General features: G+C 58.8%; 18 protein-coding genes. 4 read left to right on the top strand and 14 right to left on the bottom strand.

Annotation, left to right across the window (positions count from 1 at the left end):
- Nucleotides 1-311: 311 nt before the first annotated feature.
- From sucD to sdhC, 9 genes are all read right to left on the bottom strand, one after another.
- Nucleotides 312-1,193 carry a succinate--CoA ligase subunit alpha gene (gene sucD, locus ACZ445_RS09090; RefSeq protein WP_003172813.1) on the bottom strand — a complete coding sequence of 294 codons (882 nt, stop codon included), beginning with the start codon at nt 1,191-1,193 and terminating at the stop codon, nt 312-314.
- Nucleotides 1,193-2,359 carry an ADP-forming succinate--CoA ligase subunit beta gene (sucC, locus tag ACZ445_RS09085; protein WP_003190011.1) on the bottom strand — a complete coding sequence of 389 codons (1,167 nt, stop codon included), beginning with the start codon at nt 2,357-2,359 and terminating at the stop codon, nt 1,193-1,195. The genes sucD and sucC overlap by 1 nt, the downstream gene beginning before the upstream one ends.
- A 204-nt stretch (nt 2,360-2,563) precedes the next feature.
- Complete coding sequence (lpdA, locus tag ACZ445_RS09080) at nt 2,564-4,000, bottom strand: dihydrolipoyl dehydrogenase (protein WP_058427888.1); 1,437 nt, start codon at nt 3,998-4,000, stop codon at nt 2,564-2,566.
- Between the two features lie 99 nt (nt 4,001-4,099).
- A complete protein-coding gene (gene odhB / locus ACZ445_RS09075) occupies nt 4,100-5,320 on the bottom strand; it encodes a 2-oxoglutarate dehydrogenase complex dihydrolipoyllysine-residue succinyltransferase (RefSeq protein ID WP_058427889.1) in 1,221 nt (406 codons plus the stop codon).
- Nucleotides 5,321-5,364: 44 nt separating this feature from the next.
- Nucleotides 5,365-8,196: a 2-oxoglutarate dehydrogenase E1 component gene (locus tag ACZ445_RS09070; protein ID WP_071496230.1), complete on the bottom strand. Its 2,832-nt coding sequence runs from the start codon at nt 8,194-8,196 to the stop codon at nt 5,365-5,367.
- A 262-nt stretch (nt 8,197-8,458) separates the two neighbouring features.
- Nucleotides 8,459-9,163, bottom strand: a complete 705-nt coding sequence (locus ACZ445_RS09065) for a succinate dehydrogenase iron-sulfur subunit (protein ID WP_003172807.1) — start codon at nt 9,161-9,163, stop codon at nt 8,459-8,461.
- A gap of 11 nt (nt 9,164-9,174) precedes the next feature.
- Nucleotides 9,175-10,947 (bottom strand): succinate dehydrogenase flavoprotein subunit, encoded by a 1,773-nt coding sequence (sdhA, locus tag ACZ445_RS09060; RefSeq protein WP_010211741.1) that lies wholly within the window; start codon nt 10,945-10,947, stop codon nt 9,175-9,177.
- 3 nt (nt 10,948-10,950) lie between these two features.
- Entirely contained in the window at nt 10,951-11,319 is a 369-nt protein-coding gene (gene sdhD / locus ACZ445_RS09055) for a succinate dehydrogenase, hydrophobic membrane anchor protein (RefSeq protein ID WP_003172805.1), read from the bottom strand.
- Nucleotides 11,313-11,687 carry a succinate dehydrogenase, cytochrome b556 subunit gene (gene sdhC / locus ACZ445_RS09050; RefSeq protein WP_003172804.1) on the bottom strand — a complete coding sequence of 125 codons (375 nt, stop codon included), beginning with the start codon at nt 11,685-11,687 and terminating at the stop codon, nt 11,313-11,315. Before sdhC ends, sdhD begins: the two co-directional genes overlap by 7 nt.
- Nucleotides 11,688-12,052: 365 nt before the next feature.
- Between sdhC and gltA the strand changes: the two genes are divergently transcribed.
- A complete protein-coding gene (gene gltA / locus ACZ445_RS09045; protein ID WP_016979565.1) occupies nt 12,053-13,342 on the top strand; it encodes a citrate synthase in 1,290 nt (429 codons plus the stop codon).
- Between the two features lie 198 nt (nt 13,343-13,540).
- Here gltA and ACZ445_RS09040 read toward each other — a convergent pair whose 3' ends face one another.
- The 4 genes from ACZ445_RS09040 to ACZ445_RS09025 form a co-directional block, all read right to left on the bottom strand.
- Nucleotides 13,541-14,641: an IS5 family transposase gene (locus tag ACZ445_RS09040; protein ID WP_464707263.1), complete on the bottom strand. Its 1,101-nt coding sequence runs from the start codon at nt 14,639-14,641 to the stop codon at nt 13,541-13,543.
- A gap of 302 nt (nt 14,642-14,943) precedes the next feature.
- Entirely contained in the window at nt 14,944-16,602 is a 1,659-nt protein-coding gene (locus ACZ445_RS09035; protein ID WP_058427891.1) for a cation acetate symporter, read from the bottom strand.
- On the bottom strand, nt 16,599-16,910 hold the full coding sequence (locus ACZ445_RS09030) for a DUF485 domain-containing protein (RefSeq protein WP_016972153.1): 312 nt from the start codon (nt 16,908-16,910) through the stop codon (nt 16,599-16,601). Before ACZ445_RS09030 ends, ACZ445_RS09035 begins: the two co-directional genes overlap by 4 nt.
- 255 nt (nt 16,911-17,165) lie before the next feature.
- Complete coding sequence (locus ACZ445_RS09025; RefSeq protein WP_025857941.1) at nt 17,166-18,017, bottom strand: glycine betaine ABC transporter substrate-binding protein; 852 nt, start codon at nt 18,015-18,017, stop codon at nt 17,166-17,168.
- 332 nt (nt 18,018-18,349) lie between these two features.
- Here ACZ445_RS09025 and ACZ445_RS09020 point away from each other — a divergent pair, with 332 nt between their 5' ends.
- Nucleotides 18,350-19,903: a glycoside hydrolase family 17 protein gene (locus tag ACZ445_RS09020; RefSeq protein WP_058427892.1), complete on the top strand. Its 1,554-nt coding sequence runs from the start codon at nt 18,350-18,352 to the stop codon at nt 19,901-19,903.
- An 81-nt stretch (nt 19,904-19,984) separates the two neighbouring features.
- Here the strand turns inward: ACZ445_RS09020 and ACZ445_RS09015 are convergent, their stop codons facing one another.
- Entirely contained in the window at nt 19,985-20,353 is a 369-nt protein-coding gene (locus ACZ445_RS09015; RefSeq protein ID WP_464705054.1) for a hypothetical protein, read from the bottom strand.
- A 236-nt stretch (nt 20,354-20,589) separates the two neighbouring features.
- Here ACZ445_RS09015 and ACZ445_RS09010 point away from each other — a divergent pair, with 236 nt between their 5' ends.
- On the top strand, nt 20,590-21,888 hold the full coding sequence (locus tag ACZ445_RS09010; RefSeq protein ID WP_058427894.1) for a serine/threonine protein kinase: 1,299 nt from the start codon (nt 20,590-20,592) through the stop codon (nt 21,886-21,888).
- Complete coding sequence (locus tag ACZ445_RS09005; RefSeq protein WP_464705053.1) at nt 21,881-22,669, top strand: MlaA family lipoprotein; 789 nt, start codon at nt 21,881-21,883, stop codon at nt 22,667-22,669. Before ACZ445_RS09010 ends, ACZ445_RS09005 begins: the two co-directional genes overlap by 8 nt.
- Nucleotides 22,670-22,708 lie beyond the last annotated feature (39 nt).

Below are 22,708 nucleotides of genomic sequence, written 5' to 3'. Positions count from 1 at the left end.
CTTTTGGGATGCGCACGCATAAAGAGGCGGCTAGGGTACAGAAATTGGCTGACGAACGCACTGTTGCGGGGCGGACTGTCCGATAAGCGACATCTGCATGTCGCATTTTCATACCTAATTTGGCAATACAGGCAAATGTGGGAGGGGGCTTGCTCCCGATGGCGGCGTGTCAGTCACTGTATTTATTGACGGACCCACTGCAATCGGGGGCAAGCCCCCTCCCACATTTTGATCTTTATTAAACCCCGGAAAGCACAAAGGCCACCCGAAGGTGACCTTTGTGTGGGGGAAGCGTCAGCTAAGCGCGAGGCTTACTTGACAGCCCAACCGGTCAGCTCGGCCAGGGCCTTGCCGATGTCTGCCAGCGAACGCACGGTTTTAACGCCTGCGTCTTGCAGCGCAGCGAATTTCTCGTCTGCAGTGCCTTTGCCGCCAGAGATGATTGCGCCAGCATGGCCCATGCGCTTGCCCGCAGGGGCAGTCACACCAGCGATGTAGGAAACAACCGGCTTGGTTACGTGGGCCTTGATGTAGGCAGCCGCTTCTTCTTCAGCCGAACCGCCGATCTCACCGATCATCACGATCGCTTCGGTCTTCGGGTCTTCCTGGAACAGCTTCAGGATGTCGATGAAGTTGGAGCCTGGGATCGGGTCACCGCCGATGCCGACGCAAGTCGACTGACCGAAACCGGCGTCAGTAGTTTGCTTAACAGCTTCGTAGGTCAGGGTGCCGGAACGGGAAACGATACCGACTTTACCTGGCAAGTGAATGTGACCTGGCATGATGCCGATCTTGCATTCGCCTGGAGTGATCACGCCTGGGCAGTTAGGGCCGATCAGGACTACGCCCAGCTCGTCGCACTTAACTTTAGCGTCCAGCATGTCCAGGGTAGGAATGCCTTCGGTGATGCAGACGATCAGCTTGATGCCGCCGAATGCCGCTTCCAGGATGGAGTCCTTGCAGAAAGGAGCTGGAACGTAGATCACGCTGGCGGTGGCGCCAGTGGCAGCTACAGCGTCTTTCACGGTGTTGAACACTGGCAGGCCCAGGTGCTCGGTGCCGCCTTTGCCCGGAGTTACGCCGCCAACCATCTTGGTGCCGTATTCGATGGCTTGCTGGGTGTGGAAACTACCTTGCGAACCGGTAATACCCTGGCAGATAACTTTGGTGTCTTTATTGATCAGGACGCTCATTATTTGCCCTCCGCAGCTTTGACAACTTGTTGAGCAGCGTCGGTCAGGCTGGTAGCCGCGATGATGTTCAAACCGCTTTCTGCCAGTACTTTAGCGCCCAGTTCAGCGTTGTTACCTTCAAGGCGAACAACAACCGGGATTTTAACGCCGACTTCTTTCACTGCACCGATGATGCCTTCGGCAATCATGTCGCAACGAACGATGCCGCCGAAGATGTTGACCAGTACTGCTGCGACGTTGGAGTCGGACAGGATGATCTTGAAGGCTTCGGTCACGCGTTCTTTGGTAGCACCACCGCCCACGTCGAGGAAGTTGGCTGGTTTGCCGCCATGCAGGTTGACGATGTCCATGGTACCCATGGCCAGGCCCGCACCGTTGACCATGCAGCCGATGTTGCCTTCCAGCGCTACGTAGTTCAGTTCGAACTTGGCAGCGTGCGCTTCGCGCGGATCGTCTTGCGACGGATCGTGGAAAGTCTTCAGCTTAGGCTGACGGTACATGGCGTTGGCGTCGATGTTGATCTTGGCGTCCAGGCAGTGCAGATCGCCGTCAGCCTTGATCACCAGCGGGTTCACTTCCAGCAGGGCCAGATCGTGATCCTGGAACAGTTTGGCCAGACCCACGAAGATCTTGGCGAACTGGGCAACTTGCTTGCCTTCCAGGCCCAGCTGGAAAGCCAGCTCACGACCCTGGAATGGCTGAGCGCCAACCAGTGGGTCGATAGTAGCTTTCAGAATTTTTTCTGGGGTTTCGTGAGCGATCTTCTCGATGTCCACGCCACCTTCGGTGGAAGCCATGAACACGATGCGACGGCTCGAACGGTCAACGACAGCGCCCAGGTACAGCTCTTTAGCGATATCAGTGCACGATTCAACCAGGATCTTGGTGACTGGCTGGCCATTGGCATCAGTCTGGTAAGTCACCAGACGCTTGCCCAGCCACTGCTGTGCGAAGGCCTTGGCGTCTTCTTTGCTGCGAACCAGCTTAACGCCGCCCGCTTTACCGCGACCACCGGCGTGGACCTGGGCTTTGACAACCCACTCGCTGCCGCCGATTTTGTCGCAAGCTTCTGCTGCTGCTTCCGGGGTGTCTACTGCGTAGCCCTTGGAAACTGGCAGGCCGTATTCAGCGAACAGCTGCTTACCCTGATACTCGTGAAGATTCATGCTTTTTACCGTCTTCGTTAGGTACTGCGCATTCGGCGCTGCGCTCATTATGAGTGCCGCGCCACCTGTGACTGCTGCTTGCGCAACTTGCGGGGCTCAAGGCCCGTAAAGCTGCGCAAGGCTGCGTCCAGCGGATATTCCGCGGTGAGTCTTGCGCGCAAGGCTCACGACGGGCAACTCCGCCGTGGTTTCTTATTATCTCGCTTAGCGCTTCTTGCGGTTGGCGATGTGGATGGCGCCGCCATTCACTGCCAACGCAGCTTCGTGCAACGCTTCGGACAGGGTCGGATGGGAGAAGACCATCATGCCCAGGTCCTCGGCACTCGTGCCGAATTCCATACCGATCGCGCCTTGCTGAACCAGTTCTGCAGCGCTCGGGCCAATCACGTGGACGCCCAATACGCGGTCAGTCTTGGCATCAGCGATGACTTTGACAAAACCACCGGTGTCGTTGGCTGCCATGGCACGGCCAGAAGCGGCAAACGGGAAGGTGCCGACGTTAACTTCAACGCCTTCAGCTTTCAACTGCTGTTCGTTCTTGCCGACCCATGCAATTTCCGGGTGGGTGTAGATAACCGATGGAATCAGGTCGTAGTTCATCTGGGTTTTGTGACCCTTGATGCGCTCGACAACCATGATGCCTTCTTCGGAAGCCTTGTGCGCCAGCATCATGCCGCGAACCACGTCACCGATGGCGTACACGCCAGGCACGGTGGTCGCGCAGTGATCGTCAACGTGCACGTAGCCGCGCTCGTCGAGGGTCACGCCACTGTCAGCGGCCAGCAGGTCGGTGGTCACTGGACGGCGACCAACGGCTACGATCAGCTTGTCGAAAGTGATGGTTTTTTCGCCATCCTTGTCGGTGTAGTTGACGACAACTTCTTCGCCGTTGACTTTCGAGCCGGTGACGCGAGCGCCCAGCTTGATGTCCAGACCTTGTTTGGTCAGGGTTTTCAGCGCTTCCTTGGAAACGGCAGTGTCAGCAGCCAGCAGGAACGTGTCCAGGGCTTCCAGCACGGTCACTTCAGCACCCAGGCGAGACCAGACCGAACCCAGTTCCAGGCCGATCACGCCAGCGCCGATCACGCCCAGGCGCTTAGGCACAGCCTGGAATTCCAGGGCGCCGGTCGAATCAACGATCACGTTGTTGTCGACTGGAGCCGGTGGAATGTCGATTGGGCGCGAACCTGGGGCCAGGATCACGTTTTCGGCTTCGATGACTTCAACCGAGCCGTCTGGCTTGGTGATTTCAACTTTCTTGCCGGCCAGCAGTTTGCCGTGGCCTTGCAGGGAAGTCACGCCGTTGGCCTTGAACAAGGTGGCAACGCCGGAAGTCAGGCCCTTAACGATGTTGGCTTTACGGCCGACCATCGCAGGTACGTCCATGGTCACGCCAGCGTGGTTGATACCGTGGATCGCAAAGCCGTCCTGGGCTTCGTGGAATTTCCAGGAGCTGTCCAGCAGCGCCTTGGAAGGAATGCAACCGACGTTCAGGCAAGTACCGCCCAGTGCCAGTTTGCCTTCCTTGTCGGTGTATTTTTCGATGCAAGCAGTCGAGAGGCCCAGTTGTGCGGCCTTGATAGCGGCTACGTAGCCGCCAGGACCTGCACCAATCACTACGACGTCAAATTTCTGTGTCATGAAAATAGATCCTCTATTTGCGACAAGCTTTTAGCCGCAAGCTGCAAGCCAAGCTGCTTTTTCTTACAGCTTGTAGCCCGCAACTTGCAGCTGCTTCAATCAGATATCCAGCAACAGACGAGCTGGGTCTTCCAGCAGGTTCTTGATGGTCACCAGGAAAGTCACGGCTTCTTTACCATCGATCAGGCGGTGATCGTAAGACAGCGCCAGGTACATCATCGGGCGGATCACGACCTGGCCGTTGATGGCCATAGGACGCTGGATGATGTTGTGCATGCCCAGGATCGCGGCTTGTGGCGGGTTGACGATCGGGGTCGACATCATCGAACCGAAGGTACCACCGTTGGTGATGGTGAAGGTACCGCCGGTCATCTCGTCGATGGTCAGCTTGCCGTCACGGGCTTTCTTGCCGAAAGTGGCGATGCCGCCTTCGATTTCAGCCAGGCTCATCAGCTCGGCGTTACGCAGTACAGGAACCACCAGGCCACGGTCGCTGGACACGGCAACGCCGACGTCTGCGTAGCCATGGTAAACGATGTCGTTGCCGTCGATGGAAGCGTTGACTGCCGGGAAGCGTTTCAGCGCTTCGGTGGCCGCTTTCACGAAGAAGGACATGAAGCCCAGGCGCACGCCGTTGTGGGACTTCTCGAACAGATCCTTGTACTTCGAACGCAGGGCCATGACTTCGGTCATGTCGACTTCGTTGAAGGTGGTCAGCATCGCCATGTTCGACTGGGCTTCAACCAGACGCTTGGCCACGGTGGCACGTACGCGGGTCATCGGTACGCGCTTCTCGGTGCGGTCGCCGGCGGCGAACACAGGCGCAGCGGCAGCCGGGGCAGCAGCCTTGGCAGGTGCGGCAGCCGGAGCGTTTTTCTTGGCTTCAACCGCAGCAACCACGTCTTCCTTGGTCACGCGGCCGTCTTTGCCGGTGCCTTTGATGGAAGCCAGGTTGATACCGTTCTCTTCAGCCAGCTGACGGGCAGCCGGAGCAGCGATCGGGTCTTCAGCACCAGCGGCCGGAGCGGCAGCAGGAGCAGCGGCGGCGGCCGGTGCAGCAGCAGGCGCCGCGGCAGCAGCACTGCCCTCTTCAATCGAGCCCAGTACCTGGTTCGAAAGAACGGTAGCGCCTTCTTCGGCAACGATTGCGCCCAGCACGCCGTCAGCTTCGGCCAACACTTCCAGCACGACTTTGTCGGTTTCGATGTCGACGATCAGGTCGTCACGCTTTACAGCGTCGCCTGGTTTCTTGTGCCAGGTGGCAACGGTGCCATCGGCAACCGATTCCGGGAATGACGGGGCTTTGATTTCGATAGCCATTATCTGTGGGTCCTTAAAATTCGGTTTCAGTCAGCGCGAAGGCGTTAAACAGTGAAAGCATCTTGCAGCAGTTTTTCCTGCTGCTCGGCGTGCATCGACGCATAACCACACGCAGGTGCAGCGGAAGCATCACGGCCGGCATATTCCAGGCCCAGGGCCTTGTTGTGGTTGCCGATGCTGCGACGCAGGTGATGCTGGCTGCTGTACCACGCGCCCTGGTTCATCGGTTCTTCCTGGCACCACACCACGTTGGTGAGGTTGGTGTAAGGCGCGATGGCCTCCATCAGGTCGTCTTCCGGGAACGGGTAAAGCTGCTCGATACGCACGATGGCGATGTCTTCGCGGCCTTCGGCACGACGTTTTTCCAGCAGGTCGTAGTAGACCTTGCCGCTGCACAGGACCAGGCGAGTCACCTTGGCCGCGTCCAGCGTGTCGATTTCTGGAATAACGGTCTGGAACGAACCATCAGCCAGATCTTCCAGGGTCGAGATGGCCAATTTATGACGCAGCAGCGACTTCGGTGTCAGCACTACCAGCGGCTTGCGCAGTGGGCGGATCACCTGGCGACGCAGCAAGTGGTAGATCTGGGCCGGAGTCGTCGGCACGCACACCTGGATGTTGTGCTCGGCGCACAACTGCAGGTAACGCTCCAGACGGGCCGAGGAGTGCTCAGGACCCTGGCCTTCATAACCGTGTGGCAGCAGCATGGTCAGACCGCACAGGCGACCCCACTTGTGCTCGCCGCTGGTGATGAACTGGTCGATAACCACTTGGGCACCGTTGGCGAAGTCGCCGAACTGGGCTTCCCAGATCACCAGCGCGTTCGGCGTGGTGGTCGAGTAACCGTATTCGAACGCCAGTACGGCCTCTTCGGACAGGAACGAGTCGTACAGGTCGAAACGTGGCTGGCCTTCGTACAGGTGCTTGAGCGGCACATAGGTGCCAGCGTCTTTCTGGTTGTGCAGAACTGCGTGACGGTGCGAGAACGTACCACGGCCGATGTCCTGGCCGGTCATGCGGATCGGGTGACCTTCGAACGCCAGGGTCGCGTACGCCATGGTTTCGGCGTAACCCCAGTTGATTGGCAGGCCGCCGGCTTGCATCTTCTGACGGTCTTCGTAGATCTTCGCCACCTGGCGCTGAACCACGAAGCCTTCCGGGATTTCCAGCAGCTTGGCCGACAGTTCCTGCAGGGTTTTCAGATCGAACGAGGTGTCGTGACGCGCGGTCCAGGTGTGACCCAGGTACGGACGCCAGTCGACGAACAGCTCTTTGTTCGGCTCTTTGACCAGGCTTTTCACTACGTGCAGACCGTTGTCCAGCGCGTTGCGGTATTCATCGATCTTCGCCTGAACACGTGCATCGTCAACCACGCCGGCCTTGGTCAGGCTTTCGGCGTACAGCTCACGGGTGGTGCGCTGCTTGGTGATCTGCTGGTACATCAACGGCTGGGTGCCGCTTGGTTCGTCGGCTTCGTTGTGACCGCGACGGCGGTAGCAGACCAGGTCGATCACCACGTCACGCTTGAACTGCATGCGATAGTCGACAGCCAGCTGGGTCACGAACAGCACGGCTTCCGGATCATCGCCATTCACATGGAGGATCGGTGCCTGGATCATCTTGGCAACGTCGGTGGCGTACTCGGTAGAGCGTGCATCCAGCGGGTTGCTGATGGTGAAGCCAACCTGGTTGTTGATGACGATGTGAACGGTGCCGCCGGTCTTGAAGCCGCGGGTCTGCGACATCTGGAAGGTTTCCAGGACCACGCCTTGACCGGCGAATGCCGCGTCACCGTGGATGGAAATCGGCAGGACCTTTTCACCGGTGGTGTCGTTACGACGATCCTGGCGAGCACGCACCGAACCCTCGACCACTGGAGAAACGATTTCCAGGTGGGATGGGTTGAAGGCCATGGCCAGGTGAACTTCACCGCCGGTGGTCATCACGTTGGACGAGAAGCCCTGGTGGTATTTAACGTCACCGGAACCCAGTTCAACTTTCTTCTTGCCTTCGAACTCGTCGAACAGCTCACGCGGGTTCTTGCCGAAAGTGTTGACCAACACGTTCAGGCGACCACGGTGGGCCATGCCGATCACGATTTCCTTGGTGCCGTAGGAACCGGAACGCTGGATCAGCTCGTCGAGCATCGGGATCAGGCTTTCGCCGCCTTCCAGGCCGAAACGCTTGGTGCCCGGGTATTTGGTACCCAGGTATTTTTCCAGGCCTTCGGCAGCGGTGACGCGCTCGAGCAGGTGGCTGCGTACGTCGGCGGACAGCACCGGACGGCCACGCACACCTTCCAGGCGATGCTGGAACCAGTGGCGTTGCTCGGAATCGGTGATGTGCGTGAACTCAGCGCCAATGGTGCGGCAATATGTCTGCTGCAACGCTTCGTGAATTTCGCGTAGGCTCGCTTCCTCTTTGCCGATGAACAGGTCGCCGGCACGGAAGGTCGTATCAAGATCGGCATTGGTCAAGCCGTAATGATTGATCGACAGGTCAGCAGGTGCAGGACGCTGCCAGAGCCCCAGCGGGTCAAGCTGGGCCGCCTGGTGGCCGCGCATCCGGTAGGCCTGGATCAGTCGCAATACTTCAACTTGCTTCTTCTCGTGCTCACTGCTCACGCTGCCGGCGGAAACCGGTTGGGCGCGGCGCTGGTTCTTTGCCAGCAGCACAAACTGATCGCGAATTGTTGCGTGCGATACATCGGTGGCAGCGTTGCCGTCTGAAGACAACGTCTGAAATTTGGTGCGCCATTCTTCTGGCACAGCGTTAGGGTCGTGCAGGTAGAGCTCATAAAGCTCTTCCACATAGGCAGCGTTACCACCTGAAAGATAGCCGCTGTTCCACATGCGCTGCATCACGCTTTCTTGCATGCTTGGTCACCCTCGATTTGGGGACACCACCGGCGAAAACACCGAGTTTGCTTGCAAAAGGCCAAGTGCAGCGACCAAAACAAGCCACTTAGGATCACGCTGATAGTTCGGGTACCAACCCGAATGCCCCTGCTTGTCTCATTTCTTCAAAATAAGAGCCGCGGCTTTGTAAGTCGCTGCTCAAGTTAAAACTACGGCGCCGGTTGAAGCCTGCGCCGTAGCATTTACGGGCACAACGGTCCTGCTTTTACTACAACGTCAGTTACACGCCGCTCTGCAGCAGCATGTTACGGATGTGACCAATGGCCTTAGTCGGGTTCAGGCCTTTGGGACATACGTTGACGCAGTTCATGATCCCGCGGCAGCGGAATACGCTGAACGGGTCATCCAGCGAAGCCAGACGCTCGGACGTCTTGGTGTCACGGCTGTCTGCCAGGAAGCGGTACGCTTGCAGCAGGGCAGCTGGACCCAGGAACTTGTCCGGGTTCCACCAGAAGGACGGGCACGACGTCGAGCAGCAAGCGCACAGGATGCACTCGTACAGACCGTCGAGCTTCTCACGCTCTTCCGGGGACTGCAGACGCTCGATGGCCGGAGCCGGCGTGTCGTTCTGCAGGAACGGCTTAACTTTCTCGTATTGCTTGTAGAAGATGCTCATATCGACGACCAGGTCACGGATAACCGGCAAACCTGGCAGAGGACGAACGATCAGCTTGTTGCCTTTGACCACGGCGGACAGCGGCGTGATGCACGCCAGGCCGTTTTTGCCGTTGATGTTCATGCCGTCGGAACCGCATACACCTTCACGGCAAGAGCGACGATAGGAGAAACCTTCGTCCTGCTCTTTGATCAGTGCCAGTACATCCAGCACCATCAGGTCTTTACCACCGGTATCGACCTGGAATTCCTGCATGAACGGCGCGGCGTCCTGATCAGGGTTGTAGCGATAAACACTGACTTTCAACATGGCAGCCACCCTTAGTAAGTCCGAATCTTCGGTTCAAACGTCGGAACCGTCTTCGGCGAGAAGTTCACGGCACGCTTGGTTACGCGCTTGTCACCCGGGAAGTACAGGGTGTGGCACAACCAGTTTTCGTCGTCGCGATCTTCAAAGTCTTCACGGGCGTGGGCACCACGGGATTCCTTGCGAACCTCGGCAGCGATGGCAGTCGCTTCGGCCACTTCCAGCAGGTTCTGCAGTTCAAGGGCTTCGATACGAGCAGTGTTGAACGCCTGGCTCTTATCGTTGATCTTGACGTTGGCGATGCGCTTGCGCAGATCGGCCAGCTGGGCAATACCCTTCTGCATGTATTCGCCGGTACGGAATACACCGAAGTAGTTCTGCATGCAGCTTTGCAGCTCACGACGCAGGGTTGCCACGTCTTCGCCATCGGTACGCTCGTTCAGCGCGTTCAGGCGTGCCAGGGCAGCCTCGATGTTGGCGTCGGTCGCGTCATCGTATTCGATGCCGTCGGTCAGCGCTTTTTCCAGGTGCAGGCCGGCAGCACGGCCGAAGACCACCAGGTCGAGCAGCGAGTTGCCACCCAGGCGGTTGGCACCGTGCACCGATACGCACGCCACTTCGCCTACGGCGAACAGACCGTGGATGATCTCGTCCTCGCCTTCGGCATTCTGGGTGATCGCCTGGCCATGGATGTTGGTCGGCACGCCGCCCATCATATAGTGGCAAGTCGGAACAACCGGAACCGGAGCAACCACCGGGTCAACGTGAGCAAAGGTCTTGGACAGCTCGCAGATACCTGGCAGGCGGCTGTGCAGTACTTCTTCGCCCAGGTGATCGAGTTTCAGCAGTACGTGGTCGCCATTCGGGCCACAGCCGTTGCCGGCGATGATCTCTTTAACCATCGAACGGGCCACAACGTCACGACCAGCAAGGTCTTTCGCGTTCGGCGCATAACGCTCCATGAAACGCTCGCCGTGCTTGTTGATCAGGTAGCCACCTTCACCACGGCAACCTTCGGTCACCAGTACGCCGGCGCCGGCGATACCGGTCGGGTGGAACTGCCACATTTCGATGTCTTGTACCGGCACGCCCGCACGCAGTGCCATGCCGACGCCGTCACCGGTGTTGATCAGGGCATTGGTGGTGGACGCGTAGATACGACCTGCACCGCCGGTCGCCAGCACGGTAGCCTTGGCGCGGATGTAGGTGGTTTCACCGGTTTCGATGCAGATCGCGATCACACCGACGAACTCGCCTTGTGCGTTCTTGACCAGATCAACGGCGTAGTACTCGTTCAGGAACGTGGTACCGGCTTTCAGGTTGCCCTGGTAAAGGGTGTGCAGCAGCGCGTGACCGGTACGGTCGGACGCGGCGCAGGTACGGGCAGCCTGCCCGCCTTTGCCGTAATCCTTCGACTGGCCGCCGAACGGACGCTGGTAGATACGGCCTTGCTCGGTACGGGAGAACGGCAGACCCATGTGGTCCAGCTCGAACACTGCAGCCGGGCCTTCCTGACACATGTATTCGATCGCGTCCTGGTCACCGATGTAGTCGGAACCCTTGACGGTATCGTACATGTGCCAGCGCCAGTCATCGTTCGGGTCGGCGGAGGCGATGGCGCAGGTGATGCCACCCTGGGCCGATACAGTGTGGGAACGGGTCGGGAACACCTTGGTGATCACGGCAGTCTTGTGACCGCCCTGGGCCAGCTGCAGCGCAGCGCGCATGCCAGCGCCGCCGCCACCAATAATGATGGCGTCGAATGAAATAGTTGGAATGTTAGCCATGAATCAGATACCCCAAAGAATCTGCACACCCCAGACGAAGTAAGCGAACATCGCGACGCCGCAGACTGCCTGGAAGAGGAAACGTACTGCAGTCGCGGACTTGCCCAGCGCCATCGGCGTCAGGTAGTCGGTCGCGATGGTCCACATGCCTACCCAGGCGTGTGCGCCCAGGGCAACAAGGGCCAGCAGACTGAAGATTCGCATCGCATTGTGGGAAAACAGGCCGTGCCATTGCTCATAGCCAATGCCCGGATTTGCGACGAGGTATCCGATCAGGAAAATGAAATAAGCCGCGAGAACGACCGCAGACACACGCTGTGCCATCCAGTCATAGAGGCCCGAACGCGACAGATTCGTAACGCTGGTTACCATATCCAAACTCCTGCCAGAACGATCAGCACCACGGAAATGGCGATGATGATTTTCGAGCCCAGGCGGCCGCCTTCCAGCGTCTCACCGATGCCCATGTCCATGATCAAGTGGCGCACACCGGCTACCAGGTGATACAGCAGAGCGGACAGGAGGCCCCATGCTACGAACTTGGCCAGCGGGCTGGTCAAGCATGCCTTCACCTCGGCGTATCCTTCCTCGGAACCCAGGGATTTGCTCAATGCATAAAGCATGATGCCCAAGCCCAGGAACAGGATGATGCCGGAAACACGGTGCAGGAACGACGTAACGCCGGTGATGGGGAGTTTGATGGTCCTTAGGTCTAGGTTTACAGGTCGTTGGCTATTCACGGCTTTTTTTCACACTGAAGAGCCCCTAACAATCAGGGCAAAGTTGTTGGGGAGTGCGACTGGTCAGGTAAGCACCACCCAGGGAGTGCGACCCCCAATGAAAGCAAGCCCAAAAGCCCTTGGCGGTCGGTGGCCGAGTATAGACAGTTAGGTTACTAATGACAACGCGCACTCCTCACCCTAATAGCGGATTGCGCTGGGGGAATAAAAGGCGTAAATGGCAGGCAATTTCGAGGAAAAAGTACGGTTAAAGCCTTCTGGTGCAAGACTTTAGGCAAATTGACATCTGGATTTATATCAATATAGTGGTGCGGGCCCTGCGTGGGGGGTCTGTCTGATGATTTGAAGCATAAATAGGAGGCCACATGGCTGACAAAAAAGCGCAGTTGATCATCGAGGGCGCAGCCCCCGTCGAGCTGCCCATTTTAACCGGCACCGTTGGTCCCGATGTTATCGACGTACGGGGCCTGACGGCCACGGGCCGTTTCACATTCGACCCAGGCTTCATGTCGACCGCCTCTTGCGAGTCGAAGATCACCTATATCGATGGCGATAATGGCATTTTGCTGCATCGCGGCTACCCGATCGAGCAACTGGCCGAGAAGTCGGACTACCTGGAAACCTGCTACCTGCTGCTAAATGGCGAACTGCCAACAGCCGAGCAGAAAGCCCAGTTCGTCAGTACCGTGAAGAACCACACCATGGTTCACGAGCAGTTGAAAACCTTCTTCAACGGCTTCCGTCGCGACGCCCACCCGATGGCCGTCATGTGCGGCGTGGTCGGCGCCCTGTCGGCCTTCTATCACGACTCCCTCGACATCAATAACCCGCAGCATCGCGAAATCTCCGCGATCCGCCTGGTTGCCAAGATGCCGACCCTGGCCGCGATGGTGTACAAGTACTCCATGGGCCAACCCATGATGTACCCGCGCAACGACCTGACGTATGCGGAAAACTTCCTGCACATGATGTTCAACACGCCGTGCGAGATCAAACCGATCAGCCCGACACTCGCCAAGGCCATGGACCGGATCTTCATCCTCCACGCCGACCACGAGCAGAACGCCTCCACCTCGACCGTACGTCTGGCCGGCTCTTCGGGTGCCAACCCGTTTGCCTGTATCGCCGCCGGCATCGCCGCACTGTGGGGCCCTGCCCACGGCGGTGCGAACGAAGCCGTATTGACCATGCTCGATGAAATCGGCGATGTCTCGAACATCGACAAATTCATCGCCAAGGCCAAGGACAAGAACGATCCGTTCAAGTTGATGGGCTTTGGTCACCGGGTCTACAAGAACCGCGACCCGCGTGCCACCGTGATGAAGCAGACCTGCGACGAAGTGTTGAAGGAACTGGGCATCAAGAACGATCCGCAACTCGAACTGGCCATGCGCCTGGAAGAGATCGCCCTGACCGACCCGTACTTCATTGAACGCTCGCTGTACCCGAACGTCGACTTCTACTCGGGGATCATCCTCAAGGCGATCGGCATTCCAACCAGCATGTTCACCGTGATCTTCGCCCTGGCGCGGACCGTCGGCTGGATCTCCCACTGGAAAGAAATGCTCTCCAGCCCGTACAAGATTGGCCGCCCGCGCCAGCTGTACACCGGCTACGAGTCGCGTGACATCACCAAGCTGGAAGATCGCAAGTAAGCATCGCTTAGTTGCACTGAAAACGGCCTCCCCTAGCAGGCCGTTGAAAAATTCAGTCCTATCTCCCCCAACCCGCCAAGCTTGAGATTTTTCAGCCTCTCAAGCCTGGCGTCGACCTTTATCCCGCCTCAATCAGCGGGTGTTTTGCCAATTCCAGCGCAAATATTTGCCTGTGGACGATTTCTGGGCGTACCTCGCCTAAACATGCGACCCACGCCACCAGCCCGACAAGCTCCCCAAACGGATCAAGTTGTACACCGAAAAGCCCAGCAGCAACTGGGCGCTGAGCTTTTCGCGGCCGATCAGCTTGGTCTTGCGCAGACCACCCACGGTCTTTAGCCAGCCAAATCCTTCCTCGATTCTTTTTCGTATTTTCATGCTGATGCCGTAACCCGGATGACGGGTCGTACGGCCATCGATTGCGCTCTTGATGGCCTTCCTCGAGACATGCGGCGTCACCTTCAAATCACGCACCATTTGGACAAAAAATTTCTGGTCGTAGCTTTTGTCCGCGCCCACGGTGCTGCCAGGTTTGGCCGTGCGTTCAAGCATCTTCAAGGCTGCACCCACTTCGGCGTGTCCATTGAACTCGGTGCATTCCACATCCACGATCAACCCGTTACGGTTTTCCATCAGAGTGTGGGCCATATGGGCCAGGCGACTGCCATCGGCCGGACTCTTGCGGGCCAGCCGCGCTTGGGGATCGGTAGTCGATTGGTGAGTCTTGTTGCCGCGTTTCTCACCCTTGAAATCGAGATAGTTGTTGCGAGGGCCGTCCTCTGGAGGCTCATCGCCCGGCTTCTCGCCATCGTCTTTTTTGACGAAGGACTTATGCGAAGCCCAGGCATCGATCAGTGTGCCATCCACACTGAAATGCTCATCGCTGGCGTACTGCGACCATTGGGCCAGCGACTTGATGCGCTGGAAGAACAGGCGCGCAATATCCTGGTTAAACAGGCGGTCACGGTTTTGACTGAAGGTCGAGTGATCCCACACCCGTTCGTCCATCGACAGGCCGACGAACCAGCGAAAAAGCAGATTAAAATCGATCTGCTCGACCAATTGCCGCTCGGAACGCACGGTGTAGATCACCTGCAGCAATGAAGCCCGCAGTAGCCGCTCTGGTGGAATCGAGGCGCGTCCCAGCGAGGAATACAAAACCTCGAAATCAGAGTCCATCGACACCAGGATCGCATCAACCAGCTCGCGCAGCGGGCGTAGCGGGTGATCCTTGGGGATACGCTGCTCCAGCGTCGTGTAGCTGAACAGGTCGTTTTGCTTGAGATCGGGTCCACGCATCGGCTCGGTCTTCCGCTGACATTGAGGAACATGACTGGGAGTTTGCCAGAATCTAATTCAGTCCGGCCTTTTTCAACGGCCTGCTAGTGGAGGCCGTTTTTGTTTGTGACAACTGGTCGACCGCAATCGGGGGCAAGCCCCCCCCCTCCCACACCGGGCGCGGTTCAAACATGTCTATTTGTGAATACAGTCAAATGTGGGAGGGGGCTTGCCCCCGATGACGCGAGTACCCATAACGCAGAACCCAGACAAAAAAATACCCCGGCCTTTCGACCGGGGCATTTCCCTATCCAGCTACGACCTTAGTGAGACACCGCCCCACTCGCCCCCAGGCCAGTCTGAGAACGCACAAACTGCGGGAAGTACAGCGCACGCTCCTTCTCTGCCGCCGCCGACTTGTCGGTGATGGAGAAGAACCAGATGCCGACGAAGGCAATGATCATCGAGAACAGCGCCGGGTATTCGTACGGGAAGATCGCTTTCTCATGGTGCAGGATCGAGACCCAGATGGTCGGGCCAAGGATCATCAGGCCAACCGCACTGACCAGGCCCAGCCAGCCGCCGATCATCGCGCCACGGGTGGTGAGGTTTTTCCAGTACATGGAAAGCAGCAACACAGGGAAGTTACAGCTGGCAGCAATGGAGAACGCCAGGCCGACCATGAACGCGATGTTCTGGCTTTCGAACAGGATACCCAGGCCGATCGCCAATACGCCCAACGCGATGGTGGTGATCTTCGAGACGCGAATCTCATCCTTGTCGTTGGCCTTGCCTTTCTTGATCACACTGGCGTAGAGGTCATGGGACACCGCCGACGCACCGGCCAGGGTCAGGCCGGCAACCACCGCGAGGATAGTGGCGAAGGCCACGGCCGAGATGAAGCCCAGGAAGATACTGCCGCCCACCGCGTTGGCCAGGTGCACCGCCGCCATGTTGTTACCGCCGAGCAAGGCGCCAGCCGCATCCTTGAACGCCGGGTTGGTGCTCACCAGCAGGATCGCGCCGAAACCGATGATGAAGGTCAGGATGTAGAAGTAGCCGATAAAGCCAGTTGCATACAGCACGCTCTTGCGCGCTTCCTTGGCGTCGCTCACGGTGAAGAAGCGCATCAGGATGTGCGGTAGGCCAGCGGTACCGAACATCAGTGCCAGGCCTAGGGAGAATGCCGAGATCGGGTCTTTCACCAGGCCGCCGGGGCTCATGATCGCTTCACCTTTAGGGTGAACCTTGATCGCCTCGGAGAACAACATATTGAAGTCGAAGTTGACGTGCTTCATCACCATCAGCGCCATGAACGAGGCACCGGACAGCAACAGCACCGCCTTGATGATCTGCACCCAGGTGGTCGCCAGCATGCCGCCGAACAGCACGTACATGCACATCAGGATCCCCACCAGGATCACCGCTACATGATAGTCCAAGCCGAACAGCAGCTGGATCAACTTGCCCGCGCCCACCATCTGCGCGATCAGGTAGAACGCCACCACCACCAGCGAGCCACAGGCCGAGAGGCTGCGGATCTGGGTCTGGCCCAGGCGATAGGACGCCACGTCGGCAAAAGTGTACTTGCCCAGGTTACGCAGGCGCTCGGCGATCAGGAACAGAATGATCGGCCAGCCCACCAGGAACCCGATCGAGTAGATAAGGCCGTCATAACCGGAGGTGTAGACCAGTGCGGAAATCCCCAGGAAGGACGCCGCCGACATGTAGTCGCCAGCAATTGCGAGGCCGTTCTGGAAACCGGTGATCTTGCCGCCGGCCGCATAGTAGTCAGCTGCCGATTTGTTGCGCTTGGAAGCCCAGTAGGTGATGCACAGGGTCGCACCGACAAACGCGATAAACATCACGATGGCCGATATGTTCAGGGGTTGCTTGTGCACTTCACCGGTCAATGCGTCTGCCGCCCAAACGGCCGGAGCAAAGAGCGAAGCGCCGAATATTGCCAGTAGACGACCGATCATTGCGCAGCCTCCTTGAGAATCGCATTGTTCAAGTCGTCAAACTCGCCGTTGGCCCGGCGCACGTAGATGCCGGTCAGGATGAAGGCGGACACAATCAGCCCGACGCCCAGGGGAATGCCCCAGGTAATCGACGAGCCGGGGCTGAGCTTGGCCCCCAGCACTTGTGGCCCGTAGGCGATCAACAGGATGAAAGCGGAGTAAAGCCCTAGCATGATCGCCGAGAGAATCCAGGCGAATCTTTCCCTTTTTCTCACCAGCTCCTTGAAACGCGGGCTGTTTTGAATCGAGAGGTAAATGCTGTCGTTCATTGTTTTTATCCTCGCAGCACAGCTTTTTTATTATTGGAACGTATCCACTGTATGCGGCTGCCGTAGAGGTTCCAGACGACCTTAGTCTTAGATCGAGTGTAGCGAGGGTTTGCGGGGGCGCAGGAAGATTTGCGGGAGGCAAAATTAATGTGGGAGGGGGCTTGCCCCCGATAGCAGTGTGTCAGCCAGTACATCGATAGCTGACAGATCGCTATCGGGGGCAAGCCCCCTCCCACAAGGGTATATCAGGGGCTGTTACTTACCGGTCCACTCGGCTACGCGCTCAGGGTGCTTGGCAACCCAATCCTTGGCCGCTGCATCAGGCTTGGCGCCTTCCTGGATAGCCAGCATGACTTCGCCGATTTCGTCCTTGGAGGCCCACTGGAATTTCTTCAGGAAGGCCGCGACTTCCGGCGCTTTCTTCTCCAGGCCCTTGCTGCCGATGCTGTTGACGGTTTCAGCAGCACCATAAATCCCTTTTGGATCGTCCAGGAAACGCAGTTTCCACTTGGCGAACATCCAGTGTGGCACCCAACCGGTGACCGCAATGGATTCCTGTTTGTCTTCGGCACGGGTCAGCTCGGCGATCATTGCCGCACCCGAGCTGGCTTGCAGTTTGTAGTCGAGGCCGTACTGCTTGATGGCTTCGTCGGTCTTGAGCATCACGCCTGAGCCGGCGTCGATACCGACGATCTTGTTTTTGAAGGTGGTGTCGGTCTTGAGGTCTTCGATGGACTTGGCCTTGACGTACTCCGGCACGATCAGGCCGATCTTCGCATCCTTGAAGTTGGGGCCGTAGTCGACCACCTTGTCCTTGTTCTTGGCCCAGTACTCACCGTGGGTCACCGGCAACCAGGCGGACAGCATGGCGTCGAGCTTGCCAGTGGCCACGCCCTGCCACATGATCCCGGTAGCCACCGCTTGCAGTTTCACGTCATAACCGAGCTTGGCCTTGATCACCTCTGCCGCCACGTGCGTGGTGGCAACGCTGTCGGACCAGCCGTCCACATAGCCGATGCTCAGGGTTTTGCTGTCGGCGCTGGCCAGTGTGGAGCTCATCGCAACTACCAGAGTGGCAGCTGCGCCCAAGAGTCGTCGCATCTTCATCGTACTTCCCCGAAAGTGCTGCGCCCGACGGATGCCGAGCGACGTCAACCTGTTGTTATGTGGTGCACCGCGCCCCCGTCACGCGCATCGATCCGGTGTCTGCGGCATCAGTGGAGTGCTGACACTTCGATCATCAACCTGCCGCGTCCTTCGACCTGCTCTGTCAGCGACCTCATACAAGCAAGAAACGACATCACATGGCCAGCAGGGCATTTTGTAGGACGTGACGTCAAAATCCCGCCCGAACTTTGCATGTCAAAATTATGCTGCCCCACTGGGACGGCCCAAATCCGGGTAAGATGCGCGCCTTTGCTCCCCCAGATAAGCCGACCATGCCTGCGACTGCCCGCTTCCCTGCCCTGCCCTATTTTTGCGCCTTGCTCCTCGGCCTGCTGGCCCTGATCGGTTACTGGTATGGCCTCGGCCGCCCCGTAGTGCTGCCCGATGTCGCCAGTGCCACGCACAAGATGCAATGCGCGTCCTACACACCGTTCGATAAAGACCAATCCCCGTTTGACCAGCCGTTCACACTGCGCCCGGAACGCATGGACGCCGACCTGGCCCTGCTGGCCACCCGCTTCGAATGCATTCGCACCTACTCCATGACCGGCCTGGAAGCCTTGCCGGAGATGGCACGCAAGCATGGACTGAAGGTGATGGCCGGCGCCTGGGTCAGCAGCGACCCGGCGGCGACCGAGAAAGAAATCGAAGAGTTGATCGCCGCAGCAAACGCCAACCCTGACGTAGTGACCTCGGTGATCGTCGGCAACGAAGCGCTGCTGCGTAAAGAAGTCACCGCCAAACAGTTGGTGACGCTGATCCAGACGGTCAAAAGCCGCATCAAGCAGCCGGTGACCTATGCGGACGTGTGGGAGTTCTGGCTGCAACACCCGGAAATCGCGCCGGCGGTGGACTTCCTGACCATCCACCTGCTGCCGTACTGGGAAGATGACCCTTCCGGTATCGACCAGGCACTCAAGCACGTGGGTGATGTGCGCCAGACCTTCGGCAACAAATTCGCGCCCAAGGACATCCTCATCGGTGAAACCGGCTGGCCCAGCGAAGGCCGCCAGCGCGAAACCGCCGTACCGAGCCGGGTCAACGAAGCCAAGTTCATGCGGGGTTTCGTGGCCATGGCGGAAGCCAATGGCTGGCGCTACAACCTGATCGAAGCCTTTGACCAGCCATGGAAGCGCGCAAGCGAAGGCGCCGTGGGCGGTTACTGGGGCCTGTTCGATGCAGATCGCCAGGACAAGGGCATCCTCGCCGGGCCGGTTTCCAATGTGCCGTACTGGCCGCTATGGCTGGGTGTAGGCGGAATCATCCTGCTAGGCACTCTAGTGCTGGGTGGTCGCGTGCGCAGTGTGCAGGCAGCCATCGCCCTGCCACTGCTGGGTGCCGTGGCAGCCTGCTCCATCGGCACCTGGGCCGAGCTGACGCGCGTAACCGCGCGGTTCAACGATGAATGGGTGTGGGCAGGCTTGCTGGTGGCATTGAACCTGCTGGTGCTGGCCCATGCCGCCTTGAGCCTCAGCTCACGGGAAGATTGGCGCGCACGCGCATTCAACTGGCTGGAGCAACGCGCAGGCTGGCTGGTGGCGATTGCCGGGTTTGCGGGGGCGGTGATGATGCTGGCACTGGTGTTTGACCCGCGCTACCGCAGTTTCCCGAGCGCCGCGCTGGTGTTGCCAGCCCTGGTGTACCTGGTGCGCCCGGTAACCGGGCCGCGTCGGGAGATTGCGTTGCTGGCCTTCATCATCGGCGCAGGTATTGCGCCGCAGTTGTACCGTGAAGGGTTGCTGAACCAGCAGGCTTGGGGTTGGGCGGTAGTGAGCCTGCTCATGACGGCAGCCTTGTGGCGCTGCTTGCGAGTGCGCAAGGTCTAAAACCGCTATCGGGGGCAAGCCCCCTCCCACAGGTGAATGCATTACCAATGTGGGAGGGGGTTTGCCCCCGATGAGGCCCTATCAGGCAGCGCTGGGCTTCCTGACCAACCGCAACCCCGCGATCACCACCGCAAACACCGCAAACGTGGTGTTGTACAACGCCAATGCTGGCAACCCGAATACCATACCCAGCACCGCCAACCCCCACCCTGCACGCCCCGGCACAAAAAAAGCCAGTACCGACGTGATCAACGCTGCCCAACCCAGCACCTTGAAGTGGATCATCAGGCCCAGGTTCGAACGCAATTGGCATTCCCAGCGGCTGGCCTCATCGACGCAGATGCCGACCCACTGGCCATCTTCCATAAAGCCATAGCGCGCGCCGTAACTGGCAGCCAGCCATACCGGCAGGGCAATAAGCAGCAAAATCAGCGGTAAACGACGGGACATGGGCCACTCCGATAGGCAAAAACGGCGCCCAGCTTAATGCCCCGGTGGCCGTTGGCAAGGCGCATACACACAATTAGTGTTCACCAATGCGTGGCAAAGTGTATCGTCTGGCTACTATTACCCCGATTCCGACGTTATTTTCCGACTTTTCGTGCCGAGTGCTGGCACTTCGGTGACAACGCGGTGGTCATAGCCTGCGAACTTCATTAAGCACGTTTCCTCCTAGGGATTAAGTCATGCTCCGTTCCTTGCGCTGTGCTGCCTTGCTGGGCAGCCTTTTTCTGAGTGCGTCAGCACTGGCCGTCGACATTGACCAAGCCAGCTATGGCTACCCTTTGACCAACCCGTTTGAAGCGACCATCGCCACGACACCGCCCGACCTTCGGCCCAAATTGCCGAGCGATGACGAGATCAACCAATCCGACTACACCCTGAACATGCGCCCCGAGCGCGAGTTCAGCCTGCCGGACAACTTCTGGGCGGTGAAGAAACTCACCTACCGCATCGCCAAGCAGGACCGCGCCGCGCCGCTGATCTTCCTGATCGCCGGCACCGGTGCGCGATTCGACAGCAGCATCAACGAATACCTGAAGAAGCTGTATTACCAGGCCGGCTACCACGTGGTGCAACTGTCGTCGCCCACCAGCTTCGACTTCATCAGCGCCGCCTCGCGCTTCGCCACCCCTGGAATCACCCAGGAAGACGCCGAAGACATGTACCGCGTGATGCAAGCCGTGCGTGCACAGAACGCCTCGCTGCCGGTGACCGACTTCTACCTCACCGGCTACAGCCTGGGCGGCCTGGATGCGGCATTCGTGGCCAAGCTGGACGAGACCCGCCGCAGCTTCAACTTCAAGAAAGTCTTGCTGCTGAATCCACCCGTCAATCTCTACACCTCGATCACCAACCTCGACAAGCTGGTACAGACCGAGGTCAAGGGCATCAACAACACCACCACCTTCTATGAGCTGGTGCTGAACAAGCTGACCCGCTACTTCCAGCAAAAGGGCTATATCGACCTCAACGACGCCCTGCTCTACGACTTCCAGCAATCCAAGCAGCACCTGACCAACGAACAGATGGCCATGCTGATCGGCACCTCGTTCCGCTTCTCGGCGGCCGACATCGCCTTTACCTCGGACCTGATCAACCGCCGTGGCCTGATCATCCCGCCGAAGTACCCGATCACCGAAGGCACCAGCCTCACGCCGTTCCTCAAGCGTGCGCTGCAATGCGACTTCGATTGCTACCTCACCGAGCAAGTCATCCCGATGTGGCGCGCGCGCTCCGATGGCGGCAGCCTGTTGCAACTGGTCGACCAAGTGAGCCTGTACGCCCTCAAGGACTACCTGCACGCCAGCCCTAAAATCGCCGTCATGCATAACGCCGACGACGTGATCCTCGGCCCAGGCGACCTTGGTTTCCTGCGTAAAACCTTCGGCGATCGCTTGACCGTCTACCCGCTGGGCGGCCACTGCGGCAACCTCAATTACCGCGTCAACGCCGACGCCATGCTGGAGTTCTTCCGTGGCTAAATATCTTCTGCTGCTTGCCGCCTTGATGTGTGCAGGCGCGGCCAATGCCGACAACAGCAAGGCCCATGAGCCGGTCAACGTGGACGCCGACGGTTTCAAGGAACCGCTGAGCAAGCTCAAGTTCAACCCAGGCCTGGATCAGCGTGAGTTCGAGCGCTCGTCGCTCACCGCACTCAACGTGTATGACCCGCTGGAGTCGTGGAACCGCCGCGTCTACCACTTCAACTACCGCTTCGACCAATGGGTGTTCCTGCCGGTGGTCAACGGCTACACCTATGTGACACCCAGTTTCCTGCGCACCGGCGTGAGCAACTTCTTCAACAACCTGGGCGACGTGCCCAACCTGTTGAACAGCCTGCTGCAACTCAAAGGCCACCGCTCCCTGGAAACCACCGGGCGCCTGCTGGTCAATACCACCATCGGCATCGCCGGCCTGTGGGACCCGGCCACCGCCATGGGCCTGCCGCGCCAGAGCGAAGACTTCGGCCAGACCCTGGGCTTCTACGGTGTGCCCGGCGGCGCGTACCTGGTGCTGCCGATCTTCGGCCCGTCCAACCTGCGCGACACCACCGGCCTGATCGTCGACTACGGCGCGGAAACCCAGATCAACTTCCTCAACGTGTCGGAAGTCAGCTCCAACCACCCGGAAATCTGGGCGTTGCGTGCGGTGGACAAGCGCTATCAGACCAGCTTCCGGTATGGCCAGATGAACTCGCCGTTTGAGTACGAGAAGGTGCGCTACATCTATACGGAATCGCGAAAGCTACAGATTGCCGAGTAAACGCCCACAAAAAAGGCCATTCGACTGAATGGCCTTTTT

Source organism: Pseudomonas allii (genome assembly GCF_055380095.1).
This window is presented reverse-complemented; position numbering and strand designations above follow the sequence as displayed.

Coding starts and splice junctions, on each gene's coding strand:
- sucD (WP_003172813.1), bottom strand. CDS start 1,193: ATGAGCGTCCTGATCAATAAAGACACCAAAGTTATCTGCCAGGGTATT.
- sucC (WP_003190011.1), bottom strand. CDS start 2,359: ATGAATCTTCACGAGTATCAGGGTAAGCAGCTGTTCGCTGAATACGGC.
- lpdA (WP_058427888.1), bottom strand. CDS start 4,000: ATGACACAGAAATTTGACGTCGTAGTGATTGGTGCAGGTCCTGGCGGC.
- odhB (WP_058427889.1), bottom strand. CDS start 5,320: ATGGCTATCGAAATCAAAGCCCCGTCATTCCCGGAATCGGTTGCCGAT.
- ACZ445_RS09070 (WP_071496230.1), bottom strand. CDS start 8,196: ATGCAAGAAAGCGTGATGCAGCGCATGTGGAACAGCGGCTATCTTTCA.
- ACZ445_RS09065 (WP_003172807.1), bottom strand. CDS start 9,163: ATGTTGAAAGTCAGTGTTTATCGCTACAACCCTGATCAGGACGCCGCG.
- sdhA (WP_010211741.1), bottom strand. CDS start 10,947: ATGGCTAACATTCCAACTATTTCATTCGACGCCATCATTATTGGTGGC.
- sdhD (WP_003172805.1), bottom strand. CDS start 11,319: ATGGTAACCAGCGTTACGAATCTGTCGCGTTCGGGCCTCTATGACTGG.
- gltA (WP_016979565.1), top strand. CDS start 12,053: ATGGCTGACAAAAAAGCGCAGTTGATCATCGAGGGCGCAGCCCCCGTC.
- ACZ445_RS09040 (WP_464707263.1), bottom strand. CDS start 14,641: ATGCGTGGACCCGATCTCAAGCAAAACGACCTGTTCAGCTACACGACG.
- ACZ445_RS09035 (WP_058427891.1), bottom strand. CDS start 16,602: ATGATCGGTCGTCTACTGGCAATATTCGGCGCTTCGCTCTTTGCTCCG.
- ACZ445_RS09030 (WP_016972153.1), bottom strand. CDS start 16,910: ATGAACGACAGCATTTACCTCTCGATTCAAAACAGCCCGCGTTTCAAG.
- ACZ445_RS09025 (WP_025857941.1), bottom strand. CDS start 18,017: ATGAAGATGCGACGACTCTTGGGCGCAGCTGCCACTCTGGTAGTTGCG.
- ACZ445_RS09020 (WP_058427892.1), top strand. CDS start 18,350: ATGCCTGCGACTGCCCGCTTCCCTGCCCTGCCCTATTTTTGCGCCTTG.
- ACZ445_RS09015 (WP_464705054.1), bottom strand. CDS start 20,353: ATGTCCCGTCGTTTACCGCTGATTTTGCTGCTTATTGCCCTGCCGGTA.
- ACZ445_RS09010 (WP_058427894.1), top strand. CDS start 20,590: ATGCTCCGTTCCTTGCGCTGTGCTGCCTTGCTGGGCAGCCTTTTTCTG.